Source organism: Sphingobacterium kitahiroshimense, from assembly GCF_025961315.1.
In the GTDB taxonomy this organism is placed as follows: Bacteria; Bacteroidota; Bacteroidia; order Sphingobacteriales; family Sphingobacteriaceae; genus Sphingobacterium; species Sphingobacterium anhuiense.
In genome coordinates, this window is record NZ_JAOQNK010000001.1 from 5,631,091 (window position 1) to 5,655,463 (window position 24,373).

Here is a 24,373-nt window from a genome sequence, read left to right on the forward strand (position 1 = left end):
AATTATGGAAATTTTAAAATCTTTTGGACAGAAGAAGATAGGCTATGTAGAATTTGATACAACTATTCCATTTGATATTTTATCGCTGCCCTGTCAGATATCAGGAGATTGTTACATTATTTTCTTTGCCGGGATTGGAAGTACCGTTATTTCTGACTTTGTTGAGTATAAAGCAGAGCAGGATACATTGTTTTTTTTCAATATCGGTCAGCAATTTCGATTTGGCAATAATACTAGAGGGGAACTCGTGTATTTCAATCCGGGGTTTTACTGTATTGCCTTTCACGATAAAGAACTGACATGTGACGGTTTCCTATTCAATAATGTCTTCGAAACGCCGTCTATAACACTTACAATGGACGAGGGGATTTCATTCAGAAAGGTTATTGCCGAGATAAAACGGGAACTGAACAGGGAAGATTACTGGACAGAGGAGATGGCAAGGACGAAACTCAAAGAACTCATCATTACTGCAAGCAGATCGTGGCTTGACCGCACCACGGACCAGAAACGCATAGGAACAACGGAAGATGAGCTGAGCCGGAAATTCAGCCATTTGGTGGAAACAAATTACCAAAAAAATCACAGTGTTGCAGATTACGCAGAACTGCTCTTTATCAGTCCAAAGACCCTGAACAGAAAGATTGTAAGTGAAAAAGGAATATCCCCCAACACCATTATCAAAAACAGGATCATACTTCAGGCAAAGCGGCTACTGGTCAATACAGATATGACGGTAAAGGAAATCGCTGCCCAGCTTGGATATGATGACCAGTCCTATTTTATCCGTTTTTTCAAAATCCACACAGGGAAATCCCCTGTAGAATTTAAAAAAACAGCAATTCTCAAATAGCATTGGCAAAATGTCCTATACATTGTGACGTATGTCCATTGTCTGTAAATTTTTACACAGGTAACTTTGTACTGTTAATAATTTAAACAATAGATTTTATGGAAACAAGTATTAAAGCCATTTGGCAAGGAAGTTTTAAACAAGGAAATGGAAAGTTGGATATAGCCACTTCCGAATTGAATAACGTAAGTTTCAAACCTTTTTTTGCAAAAAGTGATGGTAGCTTTACAAATCCGGAAGAATTGTTGGCTTCAGCTCACGCCTCATGTTATGGGATGGCATTAGCCTATATACTTTCAGAAAGCGGAATTTCTGCCGATAGTCTTGAAACGAGTGTTTCAATTGTAATGGAAAACAATGTAATTAAGAGCTCGAACCTTAATCTTGAAGCCAAAATACCTGATATGGATAACGATCGTTTTCAGCAGTTTGCAGGCAAAGCCAAAGATATGTGTACAATAGGAAATGCGCTTAATGTAGAGATTAATTTAAAGGCATCGCTGAAATAAAGCAAAGAAAGCCGTCGAAAAGACGGCTTTCATTCCTTTTGCTTAGCTTAACCTCCTGGCAGGTTTAGTTGAAATAGGAAAAATAAAAAAGGCGATAAAGTGTTGATTTCTGCCGCATCTGTGGTGCAGGGCGTTACGCTACACAAATTGCTAAACACTTTGGGTCTATGTAATTGGTACTTCATCAGCAAAAAAACAGAGAATTTGTTTTGCAAAATGGGGCATATGAACATATTCATTACACTTCAGGAAATTTTCAAGAAAGAGTTGCAGACGTTGGTTTTGTGTTAGATACTACTGGGGAGACACTATCTTAAAATCGTTAGATATATCAAAACAAGGTGGAACAATTATTTCAATTGCAACGATGACTATTTCTAATAAAGAACTTGAAAAAGCAAAATCAAAAGAGGTGAATGTATCATCCTTATTTGTACACCCCTCTGGTGATGATATGTTGCAAATTGCACAGTTAATGGAAAAAGGAATTCTGAAATCAAAGGTTTAAAAAACATTTTATTTTGATGAAATGGGTGAGGCTCATTGCATTTAGAAAAAGGTAGAACTGTTGGCAAAGTTGTGGTAAATATTTAAGTATAGTGCTGCTATAGAAAAATTTTAAAAATAAAGAAGAAAAAAAATGAGTACAAACAACAAAGTAGCCCTAGTAACAGGCGGTAGCCGCGGACTGGGTAAAGATATGTCAATTCAATTGGCAAAAAAAGGATTTGATGTGATATTAACCTATCAAAACAACAAAGAAGCAGCTGAAAATGTAGTGAGTGAAATACAATCACTTGGAAAAAAAGCCGTGGCTTTGCAAATTGATGTAGCCCAGAGCAATAGTTTTGAATCCTTTGCAAACACTGTAAAAGAAACTTTAACCAATAGTTTTGGTACATCACAACTCCATTCACTTGTAAACAATGCGGGATCAGGAGCTTATGCCCCTTTTGAAAGCACAACTGAAGAAGAGTTTGACAATGTGGTGAACATTAATTTAAAAGCACCCTATTTTTTAACCCAAAAATTGCTTCCTGTTATAAGTGATGGTGGTAGTATTGTGAACATTTCGGCTGGTTTAGCAAGATTTTCTATGAATAACTATTCGGCTTATGCAATTGCAAAAGCAGGGGTAGAAAGTTTAAGTCGTTACCAAGCCCTGGAATTGAGTAGCAGAAAAATAAGGGTAAATACCGTTGCACCAGGGGCTACTGAAACAGATTTTGGTGGTGGAGCTATTCGTGACAATAAAGAAGCAAATGATATGATTGCCAACCTCACAGCTTTAGGAAGAGTAGGATTACCCGATGATATTGGTAGCGTAGTGGCTTTCATTTGTAGCGAAGATGCAAAATGGATAAATGCTCAAAGAATTGAAGTATCAGGTGGATTTTATATCTAAGCTTTTTTAAAAAATATACTAAGTGAATAAATATCTATGCCTTTAAAGTATCGAAAAAATCAAACCGAAGCCCCAAGAGAACAACTTTAAAAATGCTTTGTTTGATATTAAAAAAGGGCATGACTTTTTTTACATTATAAACTGCATGAAGCCTAAATATACGAGATTTAGGCTTTTTTCATTAGTGCCACAAACATCAAGATTTTAAGATAAATGAATGGACAAATTTTACAATGAAACACTATGTAAGCTGGAAGTGGAAATTAGGGAGTTAGAGTTTGAAACCGATTGCCCAATACAAAGGATTGAAACTGTTATGCCTATTATCATAAAATGTCTTTCCGAATTGAAAGAATACGTTTTAAAAAACGGATTTAAGAATATTGAAGAGGAAATCCACTTTTTCAAAAATCTGAAACCTACTATTGTTTCAAAACTAATTTACTATAATGCCATTTATAAAATCGAAACAAAGAAGCCCAATGATGCAAAAGCTATTCAGAAATATCTAAGAGAAGAATTGAAAAAACTAAAAAGGTATTTTGACAACAATCTCGAATTTTATAAATACTACCGAACAAAAAATTCATTTATTGACGAAAAGTTGTTTGTTCGGGGGAAACACGATATAAAATTAAGTTTGGATACCGTTTATTTTGAAACCGACCATAGATTTTCCACCTCCCACGATTATAAAGTGTCAAAGATTATTGCCAATGACCTCATACAGCTATATCTCGAAGACCAACTAAATAATAATATTCAGAAAAAATATAACAGTTTCCCTTTAAGTTGGTCAGGCAATAAAACAGCATTAACCGAATTGATTTATGCACTATATTCACAAGGTGCATTTGGTAATGCAGACATCAAAGTCATCGCCAAAACATTTGAAAGTACATTCAATATCAGTTTGGGCGACTTTTATCATACATTTATGGAACTTAAATCCCGAAAAATAAACCGAACTAAATTCCTTGACAGTTTACGGGATGCTTTGATTAAGAAAATGGACGAACAGGACGAAATGTAGTAGATACTACCTACTACAATACCCCACGAGGTAAGTGAATACCTTTTGTCCGTACAATACTCTCCGAATTATTTGAAGTTTCTATTGGTTTTTCGGTCTGCTCCACTTCTTCTTTAGGTTCCAACGTGATAGACAACTGTATCTTCCGTTCAACGGCAGCCAGTTCCGTTTTGAGTTCACTTAATCGGGTTTCCTTAGACCACGTACCGTTTATCACTTCCTGAAGAACAGGTAAATCTTTTTGTATTTCCTTTATTTTCTTTTGCTCCTGATCTAAATAACCGGGCAATTTCTCCAGTGCGTTAAGGAAGTTCGTAGCTGCCAGTTTTTCATCTTTAGCGATGATACCGTTGTTGTAGGTATATTTGATATTGCCCTCACCTTGTACCAAAAAGCGGTTTACTCGCATATCCACTCCCTCTTTTTCAGACATTTCAGTTTTGACCAATAAGGTAAAACCGTACAGGCTTCCTATTTCTTCATACTGACCTCCGGTGCGGGCTTTGTCCGCAAGCTGGTTGAGCTTTGTACCAATTTGCTTAATATCCGCATTGCGCGGTAATCCGTCGAGCAGAACAGGGTTTGCAACTGTGCCGTCCGAATGCTTTTGAATACGCCCTTGCAGATTATTCCAATCAAGGCTCATACGGTCAAAGCGGGATAGGGCTTTATCAAGTTCAGCCGTATAGTCTTCCAATTTGTACTTCGCACTATACTTTGAACGGTTGAACGCCTGTTTTTCGCTTTCTAATCCCGTAATCTGTTTTTCTAATTTAGCTTTATCCAGCAGGTCGGTATTTCCTGATAGGATAGCCACATATTCCGAAAAATTCATTCCCGATTTTTCATCCATACTTCCTTCGTCAATGGTTCGTTTGCCAAGGTTATTGTTTTTTAATTGGTCTATAAAAAGTTGTTTGTTATAAAGCAGATTGAACTTATAACTATCCAATGATTTTTCTACAGCATAGATAATTACATCAACTTTATTGTTGGCAAAGAATTTTGCAATTTCATTGCCTTTGCGAACAGCTCTGCCATCGCGTTGGGCAAGGTCACTTGGTCGCCACGGCGTATCAAGATGATGAACAGCAACAGCTCTTTTTTGTGCATTTACACCCGTCCCAAGCATACTCGTAGAACCAAAAAGCACACGAATTTTCCCTTCGTTCATTCCTTTGATAAGTTCCTTACGTTGCTTATCATTTTTGGCTTCCTGTATAAAACGGACTTCTTGTGCAGGCAAACCGTGGTCTTCTACAAGTTTGCGTTTAATTTCGGAATAAACATTCCATTCATTGGGCTTGTAAGTTCCCAAATCAGAAAAAACGAACTGCGTTCCTTTCTGTGCATTGTATTGGTTGTAATATTTAGCAATAGTTGCAGTACAATGCGAAGCTTTGCTATTGGGATGGTCTTCATAAATACCGCTTACCATTCGCATATCCAACGACATTTTGCGGGCGTAATCCGTAGCAATGAGCATCTTCGCTTTTTCTTCACTTTGCGATAAAGGAGGTCTTCCGAGCAACTCGGCATTTCCTGTTTTGGCAAACTCCATTAACTTTTTGATAAAATCTTCCTGGTCTGGAGTAGGTGGTATGTTATAAAGAACCTCGTTCTTGTTGGGGCGGTCAATGCCTATATCTTTTGCCGTTCGGTAATCTGTAATTTCGGAATAGAATTGAGCCAGTTCCGGCACTTTGATAAAGTAGCGGAAACGCTCTTTTGCCACAATATTATTGGCAACCGAAAATTCATAATCGGTCGTTTTTCTTGCGTAAATAGCTGCCCAAGCATCAAAAGAATGAATGCCCTGCTTTTCCATTGCTCTTGGTCGCAGGTATTTAAACAAAAGGTACAATTCCGTCAAAGAATTGCTGATAGTTGTTCCCGAAAGAAAAGTGGCTCCCATATCCGCATTGGTACGTTCCTGAATGGTACGAATGGCAAAAAGAAGGTTCATTGCTTTTAGGCTTCCGTCCACATTGCCCAATCCCGCAACCCTTGAATGCCTTGTGTTAAACATCAGATTTTTGAATTGATGGCTTTCGTCCACAAACAAATGGTCAATGCCCATCATCTTAAAATCCACAATATCATCTTTGCGGTTATCAATATCGTGCTGCAGGGTTTTCAGTTTTACTTCGAGATTTTCTTTTCGTTTGATTACCCCAGCAAGCATTCCTCTGGTAACTTCTTTGCCTTGCGATTGCAACGCATCGAGGTTTCGTTCTACACTATCTAATTCGATTTGGAGAATTTCCTTTTGCATTTCGGGTGATTGCGGTATCATTCCGAATTGGTCGTGTGTGAGGATGACGCAATCCCAATCGTTGTTTTTAATATCGCCAAATATCCGTAGACGTTTTTGAGGTGTAAAATCTTCTTTGCCCGGAAACAGGATTTTGGCGTGAGGATAAGCAGTTCGGTAAGCTTCGGCAATTTCGTGAACATTGCTTTTCAGCCCGATAATCATCGGTTTGTGGGCTAATCCCAAACGCTTCATTTCCTGTGCAGCTGTACACATAACCAAAGTTTTTCCTGCACCAACTTCGTGGTCGCAGATAGCACCGTTGTTCAGTTTTATCATCCAAACTGTGTCCTTTTGGCTCGAATACAGGTCTTCAATGCCCAATGCCTTACGATCTAAGCCCGGAAAGTCCTGATGCATTCCATCATAGTTTGGTCGGACAAAACAGTTAAAAGTATCGTTGTATTGATCGGTCAGCCTGCTTTTAAATTCAACATTTTGAGCGTGGAGCCATTCGGTAAAGGCGGTACGGATTTCATCAATTTTGGTGTTCGCCATTTGTATGGCTTCCATATCCCGCACCTTGACCTCTTGATCGCCAACCGTAATTTTTTTGGTAATATCAGGCGTAGTATTGACAAGGGCGTGTTTGAGAAAGGCAATCCCGTCAAACGTTCTGCTTTCAGCTTTGACAGCGTATTTCTCCCATATATGCAAATTCTTACTGTCGCACTTTACTGAAAAGTCATCGGAGCTTTCAGAATAATGAACCAGTACGTCCGTATCAAAAAGATGTGAAGCAAAGCGGGCATAAATGCCAGTGGGTATCCAGCGTTCGCCCAAATTAAAATCGAGTTCCTCAAACTCAATTCGTCTCGGTCGCGCTTCTTCTAAAACGGTAAGGCTTGCTTTGGCTTCCACATCATCGGGATTGAGTTCGAGGGAAGCTTTGACCTGTTGGGCTTTTTCAACTACATTACCTGCAATCCAGCTTTCGGCTATTTCGTATTCCCTTTGCAGAGGATTGTAGTAAATGCGACCGTGTAAGGCTTCTTTCAGGGCATCGTCCGTCATACCGCTGATTTCGGAAATATAGTCCAAATCCACGTTTCCGTATTTATTCAGCGAAGCCGCCAACGCTTCTTCGGGATTGTCCGTTGTTATGGTTAAGGTGGAGAAACTTACAGGACGGCTGAATATATCCGCTTTGTGTTCCACACCACCAACAACACGTTCCAAATAAGGGATTTCCTTGCCGGAGCTATCCGTTTTGATGAGCTTGATATTATCGGCACTGTTGAGGTTGCCGTACTGTTTGGTAAAGGCATCGTAAAGACTGTTCAGGGTTTCCCGTTCTTCCTTGTATACGGTCTGAAACTTTGCCTCTTTATTGTAAAGATCTTGGTAAACATCACGTACAGCAATGTACGCTTCGGCTCTTGCTTTCTGTAAGGTCGGTAAAGCTAAAGGGTGGAAAACTGCCGTACCGTCTGATGTATCTACATCTTGCAGATGACCAACCCAACCATTATCCACAACAAGGCAATCGTTACGGTGGTACGATTGCAGTTCGCCTATATAAGGAGCAGGTTCGGGAATAGTATTGGGAACGGCTGGCTTATCAGCTTGGCCATTCCCGTTTATTTGTGAAAACAGGTCGCCGATAGCTTCCTGTTTTTTGTCATTAGTAGATGTACTTCCATTGGTAGCTCTATTAGTAACAGGGGGCGTATAAGGTTGCTGCATCGCACTACTGAACAGGTCAGGTTGGCGACCTATTGCACCTCTTCTTTTGTTGGTGCTTTGCCTTTTAACTTGTGTCGTTCTTTTGGGTGGAGCAGCAACCATTACTGGTTCGTTCGCATTCTCAAACAGGTCGAAAATGCTTAGTTGCTTTAATTCCTGCGGACTTTCCCGATTGATTATAGGAACAGATAAAGATTGTATTTCCGGTTGAATGGTTACAGGTTCGATAACCGGAGGTGTAACCGTTGGTTCAATCGGAATTTGTATTAAAGGTTCATCGTTCCGTTCGCCTTTGTAGAAATTCAAATTCAGATGCTTGCCAAAATCTTCGGAAAGCATTTGTTTGAGGTCTTTGGCAATTCCGGCAATGCCGTCTTTGTGCGTATAAATGAGTGCAGGTTGTCCGTATGGGTCGGTGTCTAATTTCCGGTCGGTATGTACAATTCTTGTGCTGTCCTGAAAGAGTGCATTGCTAGGCGTATTGTATTCCGTTTGCCTGCTTTGGCAAAACAGATCTTCCCTTTCAGTCAGACTTTGTTTTGCTCTGTTCTTTTGCAGGATAATCAAATCACTACCAACTTCTGTTCCTGCATATTCGGTAAACAAGTTATTAGGCAATCGGACAACCGAAACCAAATTGTTATCCTGCATCAACGCCCTGCGTATCGGTTCGTTCTTCGGGCTGTTCAGAATACCCTGTGAAGTAATATAAGCCAGCAAACCGCCCTCACGGAGCATATCGGTACCTTTCAGAAAGAAGTAATTGTGAATGCTTCGGGCTGCCTGTATTTTTGCACTGTCCTTACTTCGGGAATAGGAAAGGTCGAAAACAGAAGTGTCGCCGAATGGAATGTTACTTGCTACGACATCGTAGCTGTTCTGTTCCTTTTCGGGGATTTCTTCAAAACCGCTTATACGGATTATGCCTTCGGGATAAAGCTGTTTTAAAATCTTGCCTGTCAGCAAATCCTTTTCATAGGCAGTAACATTGACTTTTTGGTTTTCCGAAAGGGATTGGATGAATGAGCCGATACCTGCCGAGGGGTCGAGGAATTTATCAATGTTCAAACCGCTATCTCGCAAGGTTTCGGAAATCGCATCTATGACCTGTGGCGGGGTATAAAAAGCCGTCAGTACGGAGTTTTTCATACTATCCACATACCTGCGGTATTGCTTTTCGTCTTCTGAATTTTCTTTGAGTAGCTGGTGGAGTTCCTGCGTAATCGGAAAAAGGTCGTGTTCTGTTTTTCTCCAATTATTGATGTCTATTTCGTTCGCTATGGGGTTCAACACGAATTTAAGACCGCCAAATCCGCTGTATTGCATCATTAGCAGTCTTTCGCCTACGAAGGCTTGTCGTTTCTCCTTTTCCAGTTTAAAAGCAATTCGCAGGGCATCAATGTTCTGTTGGAGATGTTGCTTCTTACTGAAGCCCATTTTCCTCTATCCATATTGCGATGGTTCCGGTTATTTCGGTATAGAGTAGGTCAAACTCATAACCGTATGCAAAATCATCGGTTAGTTCATAGCCGGAGAATACAGGCTCGCAAACAATAAACATTTTAAGGGCAAACGGTCGCAGTTCCTCATCAGCCAATATGGTATCAAACTCATTGCATACCACCTGAAAAACAGTGTCGAATTTGGAGAAGTGCAAGCCCTCAAACAGAATGTAGTTGGCTATCTCGTTGCATTGTTCAACTGCATTTCCCGAACTAAAAGCACCCTCGTAGGTATTGGTAGCCCACGAAGAACGTTGCTCAATAAATTTTTGGTCGTTTGCTTTTTCGGGGAAGCTGGTGTTTAATAATTCTTGCAGTCGTAACCTGAAATACGATAAGTCTTTTTGCTGTGTATCCATACTATGATTTGTTTTAGAATTTTACTTGAAGACTAAAATTATAGCAGTAGATAAGCCCCTTTGCAGAAGTGGCAGGATTTGGCTTTGAGAGGCAGGATTTGTCGTAATGGGCAATAAAAAAACCTCTGAAAGTTAGAGGTTCGTGCTATGGGTTGTTTAAGATTTGAAGCATTCTGCCGACTTCAATATCCATTCTCGAAAAGGCAAACCATTTTTTACCCAGGTCTTTGAGAGATGCTCCAATATGGTAAAGTTCTGTATCGTCAATTATCATAAATCGGTCGTGAGCATCGGAAAAGACCTCAACTTCAATATTCGGATATTGACTGTTGTACCGTTGTACATCCAGCCGTAGCTGATTGCTGATGCTTTTGGTATAAATTGTTACAATCACATTGTCATTCCGTTTGCCCAATAAGGTCAGCACTGTATCATCCACATAATTATCGAGCAGGATAATGGAACTTTTGGCATTACGTATAATATCAGAAACAAAGGTATAGGCATCAAAAATCTGTCCGTTGTAAAAGATACCTTTTTCGCTGTGGAGCTTGTCGCTTTCCAAAGCCTTAAAAATCTCTTCAAATTTTTGGTCAGCTTCTAATTGCTTTAGCTCAATTTTATCCAAACGATGAAACAAAGAAGCGTTGCTGATAAGCATTCTTCGCATTTCAACGAACGCTTCCATAATTTCAACACTGACTTTAACCGCAATATCTGAACGGAGTATTGCAGAAGCCATTGCTACCCCTTGTTCAGTAAAAACATAGGGAAAATAACGTCTTCCGCCGTAGCTCAAACTTGAGGTTCCAAATTGGAACCTCAAGTTTTCAACTTCCTCTTCGGTCAGTTGAAAACAAAAAGAAGCCGGAAACCTTTCAATATTTCGTTTTATGGCTTTGTTGAGGTTTTTTGTTTCCACTTGGTATAAGGAAGCCAGGTCGCTATCAAGCATCACTTGCTTTCCACGTATTGAATAAATCAGATTTCTGATTTGCGTTGTGCTAATGGTAGGCTTATTTTCCATTACTTTTTGTAGCTTTTATTTTTATCAAACTCAAAAGAGGTTGTACAATCCTCTTTCAATACAATACACGCATCGAATTTCTTACCTGCCTTGCTTTTCATTCCTTTGATAAGTAAAGTTTTCTTTTTATTGACAAGGCTTTCAATATCGGCTATGCTAATTTGTACGCCACATACATTGCGGAACTGTATCCAATTACAAGCCTCATCAGGACACTTCACGATTTTATCACGGATAATATCACGGATAATGAGTTGCTGGCATTTGCATTTCGGACAAACCAATTTAGGCAGGTTATTTTGGGCTATGGAAGTTAGTAATAATTCATTGGTAATAGACGAAGCATAATTTTCCATTTCCTTTTGGAAAGCCCCTATATCTGCTTCGTTGTTCTCAATTTTCTGCAATGCGAGTTCCCATTCGGCAGTCATTGCCACGTCCGCAATTTTCCGTTCTTTAACCAATTTATACACTTGCAATCCCTTTTCGGTAGGGATTAAGGATTTCTTTTCTCGTTGGATATAGTTACGGGTAAACAGGGTTTCTATTATTGCAGCTCTTGTAGCCGGAGTGCCAATACCGATATTTTGTAAAGCCTTGCGTTCATCTTCATTTTCGATTTCCTTTCCGGCAGTTTCCATAGCCGACAAAAGCCCTGCTTCGGTATAAAGCACAGGTGGTTTGGTTTTCTTTTCGAGGACGGATGCTTCTTTTATTTTAAGTTCATCGCCTTTTTTCAGTTCAGGTAAATCCTGTACAGGTTCTGTATCATCGTCCGTAAAACTTCCCTTAACGGAACGCCAGCCAGCTTCTATAATCTTATAGCCTTTTGCGGTAAAATCGTAATGCAATACCTGTAAACCGACATCGGTTATCTCTTTAAAACAAGCTTGTGAAAGGGCTTCGAGCAATCGAAAGGCAATCATATCATAAATGGCATTTTCCTTTGCGTTCAGTGCTGACGGGATTTTGTCTGTAATTAATAGTCCGTGGTGGTCGGTAACACGCAAATCGTTCACGATACGTTTATTGAAACGTCCCCATTTCATTTTTGATACGGCTTGCTTGCAAGTTTCTCTATCTTGCAAAGCCCTCACGAGGTTGGGAATTTCTGCCCACATATCTTCAGGTATGTATTTGCTTCCGGTACGTGGGTAAGTGATAAACTTTTTTTCGTAAAGGCTTTGGGCAATATTGAGGGTTTCTTCGGCAGAAAGGTTCAATTTTTTATTGGCTTCCTTTTGCAATCCGGTAAGGTCGAACAATAAAGGCGGTTGTTCTGTAACACTTTTGGTTTCTACAGATATAATTGTTGCCGTTTCGCTTCGCTGAATGGCTTTCAGCGTATCATCGGCAATTTTTTGGTCTTCCCATTTTGTTTTGGAAATGCTTTTAAAATCTATCAGCTCTTTATTGTGTGATAACTGTAATTGCCAATATTTCTTTACCGAGAAATTTTTGTTTTCCAAATACCTTTTGCATATCAAAGCCAGTGTAGGTGTCTGCACTCTTCCGAGCGAATAAATGCCATTGCCTGCGGCAATGCTCAACGCCTGTGTAGCATTGATGCCTACAAGCCAATCGGCACGGCTTCTGCCTTTTGCCGCCTGATACAATCCGTCAAATTCTTTTCCGTCTTTTAGATTATCAAAACCTTGTTTTATGGCTTTTTCGGTAAGCGAACTAATCCAAAGGCGTTCAAAGGGCTTGTTACATTTGAGGTATTCATAGATATAGCGAAATATCAATTCGCCCTCACGCCCTGCATCGGTAGCAACAATGATGCTGCTGCTACGGTTAAAAAGCTGTTCGATGACTTTCAGTTGCTTTAACGCTCCTGTATCGGCGGTATAGCCTTTGTCTTTTTTTACTTTCCGGACGGTCAGCAAAAACGGGTTTGGAAGTATAGGCAATGAAGCTTTGTCAAATCCCGAAATTCCGTAATCTTCGGGCATTCCCAATCCTATCAAATGACCGAATGCCCACGTAACAAAATAGCCATTTCCTGTCAGGTAGCCGTCCTTTTTATCAGATGCTCCCACAAGTCCGGCTATTTCCCTTGCTACGCTTGGTTTTTCTGCAATAATTGTTTTCATACTTGATTACCTTTTTACGCCTTTGGATTTCGCAGGAGCCTTGGGTTTTTCCTGTTGTTCCTGCTGTTGTTTGTTTTTCGGGCTTTGCTGTCCTGACTTCAAAGGCTCGTTGATGTTTTTGGTTGCTTCGTTGGTTTTGCCTTCCGAATTGACGGCAGTTTGCGTTTTGTGGGCTTCGGCAGGTTTTGCCTGTGCCTTAACCTGGCTTGGAAATTGGAAGTTTGTTTTTCCCGTTTCTGCATTGAAAGTAATATAACCCTGATAGGGCTGCCCTTTCTTATCTTTTAATCCATCAATATAAATGGTTTGACCTGCTTTGAAATCCTTATGTTGTTCATCGGTCAGTTCTTTGCCTCTGAATGTTTTAGGAGCTTCCTGAGGTTGGCTTTGCTGATTACTTTGTCCATTGCTTTGTCCGTTGCTTTGAGTTTGCCTGTTGGAATTATTGCGGTCAAACAGGAATTCCACATAACGCTTGTCTGCATTGAACTGTACCGTTGCCGAAAACTCAGTCCCTTTCGTAGAAATCATACCCTCTAACTTTAGCGGTTTACCTTCCAATAAAGTTTGCTTCTGCTCATCATTCAGTTTCACACCTTTAATTTCATCGGGAATTTTTATGAAATCCGTCCTTAAGGCTATCACATCATTGGTAAGCCTGTCTATACTGATAATGGAAGGCATCATTTCGCCTGTTTTAGTATTTTTTAAATCAACCAAACGCCCCATATTACCCGTTTCGAGCAGGTTTTTCTTGTCTTCATCTGTAAACTTATGTCCGAAAAACTCAAAATGTAGGTTAGGCTCTTTCTTGATGCCGTGTATTCCCACAACAACTTTTCCATCTTCGGCCTGCTGTAAGGACAAGCGAGCATCCGTGCGGAGAATAGTACCACCGAGGTTAACACCAATGGGTACGAGTTCATTCGTTTTAAAACCTTTTAGTAAAGGTTCCAATAGATTTTTCTTTTCAAGGTATTCCTTACTTAATCCGAGATTGTTCATTGTGTCCCAATCAATTTGCTCCGGTTTATAGCGGTATTCGCTGGCTTCCGGTGTTGTTTGTGTTGTTGCCATATCTTTTTGATTTTCTTGTTTGCTATCCTGTTTTGCTTCGGCTTTTATTTCGTGTTCTTTCATCACTTTTTCGCCTTCGGGAGTTGGCTTATCAACCTGTTTCTGCATTTCCTGTGCTTTTTCAACTGCGATAGGTGCAGGCACTTTGAAGAATGAAAAGTTAGTAGGATCCTTCAGTTGGCTGAAAAAATTGGAGAAGAAGTTGGAAAAGAAATCGCCACTTTTGTCCACACGCAGAAACTGGTTCTGGTTTTTCTTCGTGGGGTCAACGGTTTCCAATTTTCCGTTTTCGTTAATACTCTTTACTGCCTGGATTTTCATTTTTTCTTTATCCAGCACTAATAATATGTCTGATAGTTGTTCGGGCATTTCCTGTTTACTTGTAGTTTCTTCACTCATGGTCTGAAAATTTTAAAATTCACTACCGAATGTAAAAGAAGCGTTCACTGCATTGCCAGAAGTGGCAGTCAAAGGCATTGTTTGTCACTTATTGGCCACCCATCTTAATTGTGGGAGGGTTAAAGCTCTCTCTTATGAACTGATGCACATCGGACAGCTTGTAATACAATTTTCCGCTTATCGTGTAATAAGGTAGTTTGCCAATAGAGCGATACCGTTGCAGAGAACGGTTGCTTATTTTCAGCATTTGGAGCAAATCTTGATTATCGAGCAGTTCCTCGCCATCAATGCTGTTGCGTTTCTTTTGCAACTCGTCTATATTATCGCCCAGCATATCAAGGCGACCCATGAGGCGTTCCATCCACGCCAAAAATTCCATTCTATCAATATTCATAGGGATATACTTTTAAAGGTTCATACCTATTTTTTATTTGTCTTTAGCTTTCTGCCTTTTTCGATATAGCTTTTTCCTTTTGCCATAAGCTCCTGCACAAATTCATCACTGCTCTGTATAGCATTTGCATTGAGCATATCTTTGATAGCCCCAATGGTGTAGAAATACTGACCGTAAATTTTTGAATAAGCAATCTCACCTTTGGATCGCATACGCCATAAGGTCTTTTCGCTGATGTGCAGGTATTGGCATACCTCGTGGTTATTGAGCCACAGGTCATCATAGCTTTTATCTTCCTGTCTTTTCAGATAGTCGGCAATGGCATTGATACGACTGTTGAGTTGTTGCCACGCTTCTTCTTCAATGGTTATTATTTTCATTGCACAGCTTTTTAAAGTTCACTATGCAAAATTGTGAAAGGTGGCAGTGTTTGTCTGCCAAGGCTTGCCAATTGGTTTGGTGGTTTTTTGAAAAATTTTACAATTAGGGAAAAACCTTGCTTAATAAGGGTTTTAGCGGATTTTGTATATTTTGTAATGAAGTTTTGAGAGCATTTGCCAATTGGCAGATATGGGCAAAGAAAAAGCAGTACATTTTGTGCACTGCTTTGAACCGATTGTTTAACCTTTAGCTAAAGGTCTTTATCCATATATTCTTCGAGGGATATTTTGAGCTGGTCTAAAAATGTTGTTCGGGAACCAGCTCTTGTTTTCATTCGGTGGAAAGAGTGATGTATATCGTTTAAAGGAGTTCGGAACAGCAATTGAAAAATCAAAGCTAATTTTCGGATTCCTATTTTTCCGAATGCAATAGAATTGGAAGCATATAGAGCGTATATCAGTTCGATAAGTGCATTTTGAGAATTTGTCCACGAGATATCCTTGTTTACATCTCCATTAAGTAAAATTGTATCGGGATTTTCTTCGGGGTTGATTTTAGTAAGCATATAAGTATAGAGTAATTCATTTGCTATGATATAGGCTATCTTGTTATCATAATATGTTGAAAAACTAAGGTCTATTTCAAATACGCCACTCTTTAGCCCATCGTGGTAATTGATTTGACCGAGCCTAAAATAAGTATGGTCACGGTCTGTCCTGCCTGCACGATAATATCTGTAAAAATCCTCATTACAAATATTTTCTTTATATTCTGATTTGAGGTTTTTTAATAGGTTCTCATAATAGCTTTGATGTATTTTACCATTGCTAACAGGGCAGGTTGTTTCAATGCGGAATATTTTGTTATAGTAAATGAGTTTCCCTAAAATTTGCGGTTTAATGTTCTTGAAAAATTCAATCTCTTGCTGTTCGTCTGCAAAACTATCCTGCAATACTCTTGCTTTTATGATAGACAGCATTTCTTTCAGGAACAAGGTCATCTCATAAGCCTCATCCGCTGTTTGCATCATTTGAGAAGACAGTTTATCTTCTTGGTGATGAATTTGCGTTAATATTTTATTCAACACGATTTCCATAGCATAGTCGTTTAGAAGTTCTCACAATTTGTTTCGGAGTTGCATCTATTGTTGATATGCCAAAATTTGGGAATAATATTGAAACGATTATCACAGTTTCGCCCCATTGGGGAGATTTTATTAATATTTAAGTAGAAAAGACAAGACAAAATAAAGGATAAAGCACTATTCACTTTACCCGTTATTTTTTATATTTGCAGTATTGATTTACAAGGTAATCAAATGAAAGCAAGTGCAGTAAGCACCATTACTAATTCGTTACCGATTGAATTTTACACTCTTTTAAGCTACTCTTTATTAGCAACTTAGGGCTTAACTAATTTTTTTTATTAAAAACAGCTATTATTCTTTGTTGAAAATTATATAAAAACAAAACTAATTTAGGTTTGTTGTAGCTATAAATCAATAAGAAAGGAATAATATTATGAACCTTATTCACAAAATTGAGCATTGGGGTGATACGCATCATCCGCAATGGATAGATTACCTACGGATTGCTGTAGGATTCTTAATTTTAATCAAAGGAATGAGCTTTGTTGGTGATCTAGATCGGGTTAGTTCTTTGGTGCAGCAAGTTAACTATACATTTTATATTTGGGGAGGGGTGCATTATATTGTTTTTGCCCAGATTGTCGGTGGGATGTTTATTATTTTTGGCTTCCAGACCAGGTTAGCTTGTCTAGTTCTTTTGCCGATCTTGTTTGGTGCTGTATTTTTTGTAAACTTAACGCATGGATTTAGTTTTCTTAATGGAGAATTATGGTTGTCCATTGTTGTTCTACTTTTGCTTATTTTATTTCTTGTTATGGGTTCGGGTAAATATTCATTAGATAATTTAATGAATAGACCTGGTTATGAGAGAAAGATTTAATATTGATTATATCAATTCAATAAAAAACCTCCTGCAATTCATGCAAGAGGTTTTTTATTTTTTCCGTATAGAAAACTATTTTTTATTTTTTTCAATCCAAGTACGGGCATTTACAAATGCTTCTAACCAAGGTGTCACTTCATCTTGACGATCCTTCGGATAATTTGCCCAATTCCATTGGAATGTTGAGCGCTCAATATGTGGCATGGTTACCAAGTGACGACCAGTTTTGTCACAAAGCATAGCTGTATTATAATCAGAGTCATTAGGGTTTGCAGGGTACTGATCGTAAGCGTACTTAGCAACAATATTATATTGTGACTCTTCTTCAGGTAAATTGAATTTACCTTCACCATGTGAGATCCATACCCCTAATGTTGTACCAGCTAACGTTGATAACATGATCGAGTTGTTTTCTTGAACGGTAACGGATAAGAAATTAGATTCATGTTTCTGTGAAGTATTATGAAGTAATTTACCATGAACTCCGTGTTCTGGGTTGATTAATTCTAATTCCATAAACAATTGACAACCGTTACAAATACCTACCGACATGGTGTCAGGACGTTTAAAGAAATTTTCTAATGCCGTTTTAGCTTTTTCATTGTACAAAAATGCACCAGCCCAACCTTTTGCAGAACCTAGAACATCAGAGTTCGAGAATCCCCCAACAGCACCAATAAATTGAATGTCTTCTAGTGTTTCACGTCCTGAAATTAAATCAGTCATGTGGACATCTTTTACATCAAATCCCGCTAAGAACATCGCATTTGCCATTTCGCGTTCAGAATTTGAACCCTTTTCACGAATGATAGCTGCTTTTGGTCTAGGTTTTGATTCGTCTATTGCAGGTTTCAACCCCGTGAAGTGATTTGGGAATACAAAATTCAATGGCTGATTTTTGTAATTATCATAACGAGCTTGAGCAGTTCCATTTTTAGATTGTTTTGAATCTAATAGGAAAGACGTTTTATACCAAGTATCACGAGTTTCTACAACATTGAAAGTAAACGTGTCAGCATTATTTTTGAAGGAAACTTCTGCACCTGAGATTGCTTCTCCAATCTTAACAGCATCAATACCAGCAGTGGCGAAAGCACTTTCAAATGTAGCGTCATCTTTTGCCTGTAAAACAACAGCAATGTTTTCATTGAATAGTGCTTTTACAGTATCTGCTTCACCTAAGCTTGATAAATCATAATTTGCAGCTAAGTTTACATCTGCAAATGTCAGTTCTAATAAAGTGGTAATTAAACCTCCTGAACCAATGTCATGACCAGCTTCAATTTGTCCAGCTTTTATTAAATCTTGAATCGTATTAAAAGCCGTTTTAAAATATGTTCCATCTTGAATGGTTGGAACTTCTTTACCGATCTTGTTTAAGATCTGAGCGAATGAAGAACCGCCTAATTTGAAACTATCTTTTGATAGATTGATATAGTATATAGAACCAGCATTTTTATTTAGCACAGGTTCTATAACCTTTGTAATATCCGTACAGTTACCAGCTGCAGAAACGATCAAAGTACCTGGAGCGATGACATTGTCACCGTTCGGGTATTTTTGTTTCATCGATAGTGAATCTTTTCCTGTAGGGATATTGATTCCTAATTCCAAAGCAAAATCTGAACATGCTTTGACAGCTTTATAAAGGCGAGCATCTTCACCCTCGTTGTTACAGGCCCACATCCAGTTTGCCGACAGTGATACACCTGCAAGACCATTTTTAATAGGAGCAAATACTAAGTTTGACAATGATTCGGCAATAGCCGTTCTACTTGCCGCTGCAGGGTCTATAATTGCTGCTACGGGAGAATGACCTACTGTAGTTGCTACACCTTCTTTACCTTTGTAATCTAATGCCATTACTCCCACGTTATTCAATGGTAATTGTAATGGACCAACACATTGTTGTTTAGCAACACGTCCGCCAACACAACGGTCAACTTTATTGGTTAACCAATCTTTAGAGGCTACTGCTTCTAATTGCAGCACTTGTCTTAGGTAAGTTGGGATATTTTCAGTGCTGTAATTTACATCTGCGTAATTTCTAACGACAGTTGTATCCTTCATAATTGTTTTGGGAGATGACCCGAAGAAATCTTCTAAGGCATAATCCATTGGTTTTTCACCGGTTGTTTTTGATTCGAAAGTGAAACGGTGATCTCCTGTTACATCGCCAACAGTGTACATTGGAGAGCGTTCGCGATCGGCAACGCGTTTTAACGTGTCAATATCTTTTTCACCGATCACCAATCCCATTCTTTCCTGAGATTCGTTACCGATAATTTCTTTTGCTGATAGGGTAGGATCACCTACAGGTAGTGCATCTAAATCAATTAGGCCGCCTGTTTCTTCTACTAGTTCTGAAAGGCAGTTTAAGTGACCTCCTGCACCATGATCATGAATAGATACAATTGGATTGTGATCGGATTCCACCATTCCACGAACTGCATTTGCGGCACGTTTTTGCATTTCTGGATTTGAACGTTGAATTGCATTTAATTCAATACCGGAACCGAAAGCTCCTGTATCAGCAGAAGAAACTGCTGCTCCTCCCATACCGATACGGTAATTTTCACCACCCAGTATAACGATCTTATCACCAATTTTTGGAGTATGTTTTTTTGCCTGGTTCAATTTACCATAGCCTATACCACCAGCCTGCATGATTACTTTGTCAAATCCTAATTTTCGGGCATCTTCTTCATGTTCGAATGTTAAGACCGATCCTGTTATTAAAGGCTGTCCAAATTTATTGCCAAAATCTGAAGCACCGTTGGAAGCTTTGATTAAAATGTCCATTGGAGTTTGGTATAACCATGGACGTTCTTCCATCGCTTGTTCCCAAGGACGGTTTTCTTCTAAGCGGGAGTAAGACGTCATATAAATCGCTGTTCCTGCTAAAGGTAATGATCCTTGTCCTCCAGCTAAACGGTCGCGAATTTCACCTCCTGAACCAGTTGCTGCTCCTGAGAAAGGTTCAACGGTAGTTGGGAAATTATGTGTTTCTGCTTTTACAGAAAGTACAGAGTCAAATTCTTTTTCTTCGTAAAAATCTGGCTTATCCGCAGATTGTGGTGCAAATTGGGTGATCCGTGGGCCTTTAACAAAAGCTACGTTATCTTTATATGCCGAAACGATTTCGTTGGGATTTGTTTCAGATGTTTTCTTAATCAATTTGAAAAGCGATGTCGGCTGTTCTTCGCCATCGATAATAAAAGTACCGTTGAATATTTTATGGCGACAGTGTTCTGAATTTGCTTGAGAGAAGGCAAATACTTCTGAGTCGGTTAACTTACGATCTAATTTTGTTGCTAAGTCCGAAAGATATTGAACTTCCTCAGGATTTAAAGAAAGACCTTCTTGTTTGTTATAAGCATCAATATCCTCAATTTCTAAAATAGATTCAGGAGCAATATTGATGGTATACATTTCTTGTGTCAATGACTCATATTTTTGAGAAATCATTGGGTCGAAATCGATAAAATCAGCTTGTGCCTTATGGAATTCTTCAATTCGAATAATCCCTTGAATACCCATGTTTTGGGTTATCTCTACGGCATTGGTACTCCATGGAGTAATCATAGCTGCACGAGGACCAACATAATAATCGTTTAAGGTTGCTTTTTCGATTTTGGTAGCGTTTCCAAATAGCCAGTTTAGTTTAGAGATATCATCGGTTGATAAATCTTGTAGGGTTTGCACACCGTAAACGATGTCGCTTGGGTTCACAAAGAAATGAATCATTATAACTGTAAGTTTTGAACGTTCTTCAAATTAAAATACAAATTTACGTTAATCCTTTGACTTATTAGGAATGAAAAGTGCTAAATAATCGTAAAAATATTTTTTACTCTTAAGCGGTTCATCTTTTGCTTGATCTCAACTTCTTTTTAATTTTTGAAGTACTTACGATTTTAAGTTTTATATGCTGTAAATGAGCTATCCATACGTTCTCTTTTTTTATTACTTAAATATAGAAACTGAGCCAGTCTATAAAACTAAATTGGTTATTTACATACAAATTTTAATATTATAGGTAGTAATAAACTCTCAAGGGTATAGGATAAAACGATAAATTTGCATGGATAAGACTGTAATTATATTGCGAATCAGAGCAAATTTATCTAAGTTTGTGCGTAAAATAAGATTCTAAAATGAATATTTCATATAAGTGGCTTAAAGATCATATCGATATTGATAAAAAACCAGAAGAGCTTTCTTTGATTCTAACTAACGTAGGATTAGAGGTTGAGGTTTTAGATGTGGTCCAAAGTATACCAGGAGGTTTAGAAGGGTTGGTCATAGGGGAAGTAAAATCATGCGAACAACATCCGAATGCAGATAAATTGAAAGTTACAACGGTTGATGTTGGTCAGCCCGAGTTGTTAAATATTGTCTGTGGAGCTCCAAATGTAGCAGTCGGTCAGAAAGTTATTGTTGCGACAGTTGGTTCAACAGTTCATCCAACTAGCGGTGAGCCTTTTAAGATCAATAAATCAAAAATCCGTGGTGAAGTTTCTGAAGGAATGCTCTGCGGGGAGGATGAAGTTGGTTTAGGCAATTCGCATGCAGGTATTGTAGAACTTCCTTCAGATGCTGAGGTTGGTACACTTGTCAAAGATTTTTATCAGATCGAAGATGACTACCGATATGAAATTGGTTTGACTCCGAATCGTGCAGATGCAGCTTCACATTTAGGTGTCGCTCGTGATATTGCCGCATATTTTAGATCTGAAATGAAGCAAATTGATCTTTCTAAATTTAAAGAAGGGTCTGGTGTCAATACAGAAGTAATTGTAGAAAATCATTCCGGCAGTCCAAGATATTCAGGAATTAATATTTCAGGTGTTAAAGTAACTGAATCCCCTGATTGGTTAAAGGAGCGTTTAAACGTTATCGGTATTCGTCCCATTAATAACATCGTTGATGTTACTAATTTTATATTACATGACTTGGGTCAGCCACTTCATGCTTTTGATCAAGATAAGATTGCAGGTAATAAAATTACTGTTAGACAAGCGAAACAAGATGAGATTTTTGTCACTTTAGATGGTGTTGAGCGTAAGCTTTCTGCTGAAGATCTTGTTATTGCCGATGCTGAGAAGCCAATGTGCATCGCTGGTGTTTTTGGTGGTGCTAATTCAGGCGTTTCAGAATCGACTACAAACATATTTTTAGAGTCAGCATATTTTAATGCAGTTTCAGTACGTAAAACAGCAAAGCGTCATCATCTGAAAACAGATTCTTCTTTCCGATATGAAAGAGGAACTGATCCAAATATTACCGTTAATGCATTAAAAAAGGCGGCTATTCTGATTCAAGAGATCGCTGGTGGTGAGATCACTTCTAATATTACCGATATTTATCCTGCTGTTATAAATCCATTTGCTTTTAATGTCAATTACCATAATGTCCGTAAATTAATCGGTCAGGATATACCTAATGAGGAAATAAAATCAATTATAGTTGCCTTAGGTATCGGTATTGAAAAAGAATCGGCAGATAGTATTGATGTATTAGTTCCTGCTTATCGTGTTGATGTTACGCGTGAGGTGGATGTGATAGAAGAGGTTTTGCGTATCTACGGTTACAATAACGTAGCATTGAAACCACAGATAAAGTCATCTTTAAATACTTCGGAAAAACCTGATAAAGAGGTTGTTTTAAATCAACTGGCAGATTTGCTTATTGCAAATGGTTTTAGAGAAATTCTTTCGAATTCATTAACGAAGTTGGATTATGTAAATGATGAAGCGACCGCCGTTCGTTTGTGTAATCCATTAAGTTCTGATTTGGATACCATGCGACAAAATATGTTGTTTTCAGCTTTAACAGCAGTTTCTTATAATCAAAAGAGAAGAAATTCTGATTTGAAGGTTTTTGAAATTGGAAAAACATATTCGATCGATGGTGAGGGATATAAAGAGAAACAGCACTTGGCTATTGCTATTAGTGGAAAGTTGGAAGTTGAGCAATGGAACAATAGTAAGCAATCGGTAAATTTTTACAATCTGAAAGCGGTTGTCGATCTTATTTTGAAAAGATTGAAAATTGAAGGACTTCAGTTGGAAGATGCACCTACCGATCATTTCGCTTACGGATTAAGTTATATGAAGGGTACAAAACCTTTAGTAACTTTCGGAGCGGTATCTGATGTTGCTTTATCCAAAGCTGACGTCGATGGGCAAGTGTTTTTTGCTGATTTTGACTGGGATCAAATACTGAAGATCATCCGTAAAAATGTTATTAAGTTTAAAGAGGTATCTAAGTTTCCTGCTGTAAAACGTGATTTATCGTTGTTGATCGATGAAGCAGTTACGTTCAAACAATTGGAAACAATCGCGCATAAAACCGAACGTAAACTCTTAAAAGAGGTTAAAGTATTTGATGTTTATAAGGGAGACAAGATTCCTGTAGGCAAAAAATCATATGCTTTGAGTTTTATTATCGAGGATGAGGAAAAAACTTTAATGGACAAACAAATTGACGCAATAGTTCAAAAATTAATTCTTAACTTTGAGAAAGAAGTAAACGCAGAAGTGCGTGGTTAATTTGAATAATAACATTTAATTGTATAAATTTAGTATATGGCAGCATTATCTTCACAAATGAATATTATCGTTGAGAAAACGAAAAACTTGATTCAAATGTGCGAAGTCTTGCAAGAAGAAAATGATTTACTTAAATTAGAGGTTCAATCGCTTCAAGTCGCTTTCAATACGAGTAGCGATAAGAATAAGCAAATGGAGGAGCAAATGAAAGCAATGGCAGTTGCTCGTTCTCTTGATAGTTCTGAAGCCGATAAGGATGCAATTAATGAGAAAATACTTGACACAAAGCAAAAAATTAACGATTTTGTGCGAGAAATAGACAAATGTATTAGTTTGTTGAAGTAAGTGAAGAGTGTAGTACAAGGATAACTTACTAATACAACGTAAAGCTCAAATAACAATGGGAGAGATTTCCATCAAAATAAATATCGCTGATCGTGTGTATCCGCTACGTGTTGATACAGCAGAGGAGGAGATAATCCGCCATGCAGCGAAATTGATTAATGAAAAAGTAAAAGAGTTACAAGATAGCTATACTGTTCGTGATAAACAGGATTTATTGTCAATGTGCGTCCTTCAGTACGCAACAGGAATGTTGAAAGCTGAGCGACAAGTTCAAACACAAGATCAAGGTTTAGAGCAATCAGTTCATGAACTGGATCAGCTATTATCTAATTTCTTTACAAAATAATCGTTCTTTATAGCGCTTTACTAAACGAATTTGCCGCAGTTGAATTCGGGTTGTCACTATTTTAAACTTAACGCTTCAATATTACAGGCGAAAAAGATGTAGGTCATTTTGCGTAAGCCATCT

Annotated in this window: 18 protein-coding genes; 9 read left to right on the forward strand and 9 right to left on the reverse strand. The window is 38.4% G+C overall.

Annotated elements, in window-relative coordinates; translation table 11 throughout:
• Positions 1–4 precede the first annotated feature (4 nt).
• The 5 genes from M2265_RS24085 (at position 5) to M2265_RS24105 (ending at position 3,800) form a co-directional block, all read left to right on the forward strand.
• Positions 5–853, forward strand: a complete 849-nt coding sequence (locus M2265_RS24085; RefSeq protein ID WP_132772582.1) for a helix-turn-helix domain-containing protein — start codon at positions 5–7, stop codon at positions 851–853.
• Positions 854–951: 98 nt separating this feature from the next.
• Complete coding sequence (locus tag M2265_RS24090) at positions 952–1,362, forward strand: OsmC family peroxiredoxin (protein ID WP_132772584.1); 411 nt, start codon at positions 952–954, stop codon at positions 1,360–1,362.
• Between the two features lie 367 nt (positions 1,363–1,729).
• Positions 1,730–1,870 (forward strand): hypothetical protein, encoded by a 141-nt coding sequence (locus M2265_RS24095; protein ID WP_165905971.1) that lies wholly within the window; start codon positions 1,730–1,732, stop codon positions 1,868–1,870.
• A gap of 132 nt (positions 1,871–2,002) precedes the next feature.
• Positions 2,003–2,767, forward strand: coding sequence for an SDR family NAD(P)-dependent oxidoreductase (locus M2265_RS24100; RefSeq protein WP_132772586.1), 765 nt, complete (start codon positions 2,003–2,005; stop codon positions 2,765–2,767).
• Between the two features lie 217 nt (positions 2,768–2,984).
• Positions 2,985–3,800 (forward strand): RteC domain-containing protein, encoded by an 816-nt coding sequence (locus tag M2265_RS24105; RefSeq protein WP_132772588.1) that lies wholly within the window; start codon positions 2,985–2,987, stop codon positions 3,798–3,800.
• 13 nt (positions 3,801–3,813) lie between these two features.
• Here M2265_RS24105 and M2265_RS24110 read toward each other — a convergent pair whose 3' ends face one another.
• From M2265_RS24110 to M2265_RS24145, 8 genes are all read right to left on the reverse strand, one after another.
• Complete coding sequence (locus tag M2265_RS24110; RefSeq protein WP_132772590.1) at positions 3,814–9,237, reverse strand: N-6 DNA methylase; 5,424 nt, start codon at positions 9,235–9,237, stop codon at positions 3,814–3,816.
• Positions 9,224–9,661, reverse strand: coding sequence for a DUF1896 domain-containing protein (locus M2265_RS24115; protein WP_132772592.1), 438 nt, complete (start codon positions 9,659–9,661; stop codon positions 9,224–9,226). The genes M2265_RS24110 and M2265_RS24115 overlap by 14 nt, the downstream gene beginning before the upstream one ends.
• Before the next feature lie 145 nt (positions 9,662–9,806).
• A complete protein-coding gene (locus M2265_RS24120) occupies positions 9,807–10,688 on the reverse strand; it encodes an ORF6N domain-containing protein (protein ID WP_132772594.1) in 882 nt (293 codons plus the stop codon).
• The gene (locus M2265_RS24125) at positions 10,688–12,784 is read right to left on the reverse strand and encodes a type IA DNA topoisomerase (protein ID WP_132772596.1); all 2,097 of its coding nucleotides are present in this window, start codon (positions 12,782–12,784) and stop codon (positions 10,688–10,690) included. The genes M2265_RS24120 and M2265_RS24125 overlap by 1 nt, the downstream gene beginning before the upstream one ends.
• A 6-nt stretch (positions 12,785–12,790) precedes the next feature.
• Positions 12,791–14,260 (reverse strand): DUF3945 domain-containing protein, encoded by a 1,470-nt coding sequence (locus M2265_RS24130; RefSeq protein WP_132772598.1) that lies wholly within the window; start codon positions 14,258–14,260, stop codon positions 12,791–12,793.
• Positions 14,261–14,348: 88 nt separating this feature from the next.
• On the reverse strand, positions 14,349–14,654 hold the full coding sequence (locus tag M2265_RS24135; RefSeq protein ID WP_132772599.1) for a helix-turn-helix domain-containing protein: 306 nt from the start codon (positions 14,652–14,654) through the stop codon (positions 14,349–14,351).
• 26 nt (positions 14,655–14,680) lie between these two features.
• Positions 14,681–15,034 (reverse strand): helix-turn-helix domain-containing protein, encoded by a 354-nt coding sequence (locus M2265_RS24140; RefSeq protein ID WP_132772601.1) that lies wholly within the window; start codon positions 15,032–15,034, stop codon positions 14,681–14,683.
• A 251-nt stretch (positions 15,035–15,285) separates the two neighbouring features.
• Positions 15,286–16,131: an RteC domain-containing protein gene (locus tag M2265_RS24145; RefSeq protein WP_132772603.1), complete on the reverse strand. Its 846-nt coding sequence runs from the start codon at positions 16,129–16,131 to the stop codon at positions 15,286–15,288.
• A 424-nt stretch (positions 16,132–16,555) separates the two neighbouring features.
• Between M2265_RS24145 and M2265_RS24150 the strand changes: the two genes are divergently transcribed.
• On the forward strand, positions 16,556–17,002 hold the full coding sequence (locus M2265_RS24150; protein WP_132772605.1) for a DoxX family protein: 447 nt from the start codon (positions 16,556–16,558) through the stop codon (positions 17,000–17,002).
• A 75-nt stretch (positions 17,003–17,077) separates the two neighbouring features.
• Here M2265_RS24150 and purL read toward each other — a convergent pair whose 3' ends face one another.
• A complete protein-coding gene (gene purL / locus M2265_RS24155; RefSeq protein ID WP_132772607.1) occupies positions 17,078–20,752 on the reverse strand; it encodes a phosphoribosylformylglycinamidine synthase in 3,675 nt (1,224 codons plus the stop codon).
• Between the two features lie 410 nt (positions 20,753–21,162).
• Here purL and pheT point away from each other — a divergent pair, with 410 nt between their 5' ends.
• Genes pheT through M2265_RS24170 form a run of 3 tightly spaced genes read left to right on the forward strand, consistent with a single transcriptional unit; the run spans position 21,163 to position 24,250 of the window.
• On the forward strand, positions 21,163–23,559 hold the full coding sequence (gene pheT / locus M2265_RS24160; RefSeq protein ID WP_132772608.1) for a phenylalanine--tRNA ligase subunit beta: 2,397 nt from the start codon (positions 21,163–21,165) through the stop codon (positions 23,557–23,559).
• A gap of 36 nt (positions 23,560–23,595) precedes the next feature.
• Positions 23,596–23,904, forward strand: coding sequence for a hypothetical protein (locus M2265_RS24165; protein WP_021191211.1), 309 nt, complete (start codon positions 23,596–23,598; stop codon positions 23,902–23,904).
• A gap of 55 nt (positions 23,905–23,959) precedes the next feature.
• A complete protein-coding gene (locus M2265_RS24170) occupies positions 23,960–24,250 on the forward strand; it encodes a cell division protein ZapA (protein ID WP_021191210.1) in 291 nt (96 codons plus the stop codon).
• Positions 24,251–24,373 lie beyond the last annotated feature (123 nt).

What these genes read in the sequence shown, in the direction of transcription:
- M2265_RS24135 (WP_132772599.1), bottom strand. Translation starts at nt 14,654, where the DNA reads ATGAATATTGATAGAATGGAATTTTTGGCGTGGATGGAACGCCTCATG.
- M2265_RS24110 (WP_132772590.1), bottom strand. Translation starts at nt 9,237, where the DNA reads ATGGGCTTCAGTAAGAAGCAACATCTCCAACAGAACATTGATGCCCTG.
- M2265_RS24105 (WP_132772588.1), top strand. Translation starts at nt 2,985, where the DNA reads ATGGACAAATTTTACAATGAAACACTATGTAAGCTGGAAGTGGAAATT.
- M2265_RS24150 (WP_132772605.1), top strand. Translation starts at nt 16,556, where the DNA reads ATGAACCTTATTCACAAAATTGAGCATTGGGGTGATACGCATCATCCG.
- M2265_RS24145 (WP_132772603.1), bottom strand. Translation starts at nt 16,131, where the DNA reads ATGGAAATCGTGTTGAATAAAATATTAACGCAAATTCATCACCAAGAA.
- M2265_RS24170 (WP_021191210.1), top strand. Translation starts at nt 23,960, where the DNA reads ATGGGAGAGATTTCCATCAAAATAAATATCGCTGATCGTGTGTATCCG.
- M2265_RS24115 (WP_132772592.1), bottom strand. Translation starts at nt 9,661, where the DNA reads ATGGATACACAGCAAAAAGACTTATCGTATTTCAGGTTACGACTGCAA.
- M2265_RS24125 (WP_132772596.1), bottom strand. Translation starts at nt 12,784, where the DNA reads ATGAAAACAATTATTGCAGAAAAACCAAGCGTAGCAAGGGAAATAGCC.
- purL (WP_132772607.1), bottom strand. Translation starts at nt 20,752, where the DNA reads ATGATTCATTTCTTTGTGAACCCAAGCGACATCGTTTACGGTGTGCAA.
- M2265_RS24140 (WP_132772601.1), bottom strand. Translation starts at nt 15,034, where the DNA reads ATGAAAATAATAACCATTGAAGAAGAAGCGTGGCAACAACTCAACAGT.
- M2265_RS24100 (WP_132772586.1), top strand. Translation starts at nt 2,003, where the DNA reads ATGAGTACAAACAACAAAGTAGCCCTAGTAACAGGCGGTAGCCGCGGA.
- M2265_RS24120 (WP_132772594.1), bottom strand. Translation starts at nt 10,688, where the DNA reads ATGGAAAATAAGCCTACCATTAGCACAACGCAAATCAGAAATCTGATT.
- M2265_RS24130 (WP_132772598.1), bottom strand. Translation starts at nt 14,260, where the DNA reads ATGAGTGAAGAAACTACAAGTAAACAGGAAATGCCCGAACAACTATCA.
- M2265_RS24165 (WP_021191211.1), top strand. Translation starts at nt 23,596, where the DNA reads ATGGCAGCATTATCTTCACAAATGAATATTATCGTTGAGAAAACGAAA.
- pheT (WP_132772608.1), top strand. Translation starts at nt 21,163, where the DNA reads ATGAATATTTCATATAAGTGGCTTAAAGATCATATCGATATTGATAAA.
- M2265_RS24090 (WP_132772584.1), top strand. Translation starts at nt 952, where the DNA reads ATGGAAACAAGTATTAAAGCCATTTGGCAAGGAAGTTTTAAACAAGGA.
- M2265_RS24085 (WP_132772582.1), top strand. Translation starts at nt 5, where the DNA reads ATGGAAATTTTAAAATCTTTTGGACAGAAGAAGATAGGCTATGTAGAA.
- M2265_RS24095 (WP_165905971.1), top strand. Translation starts at nt 1,730, where the DNA reads ATGACTATTTCTAATAAAGAACTTGAAAAAGCAAAATCAAAAGAGGTG.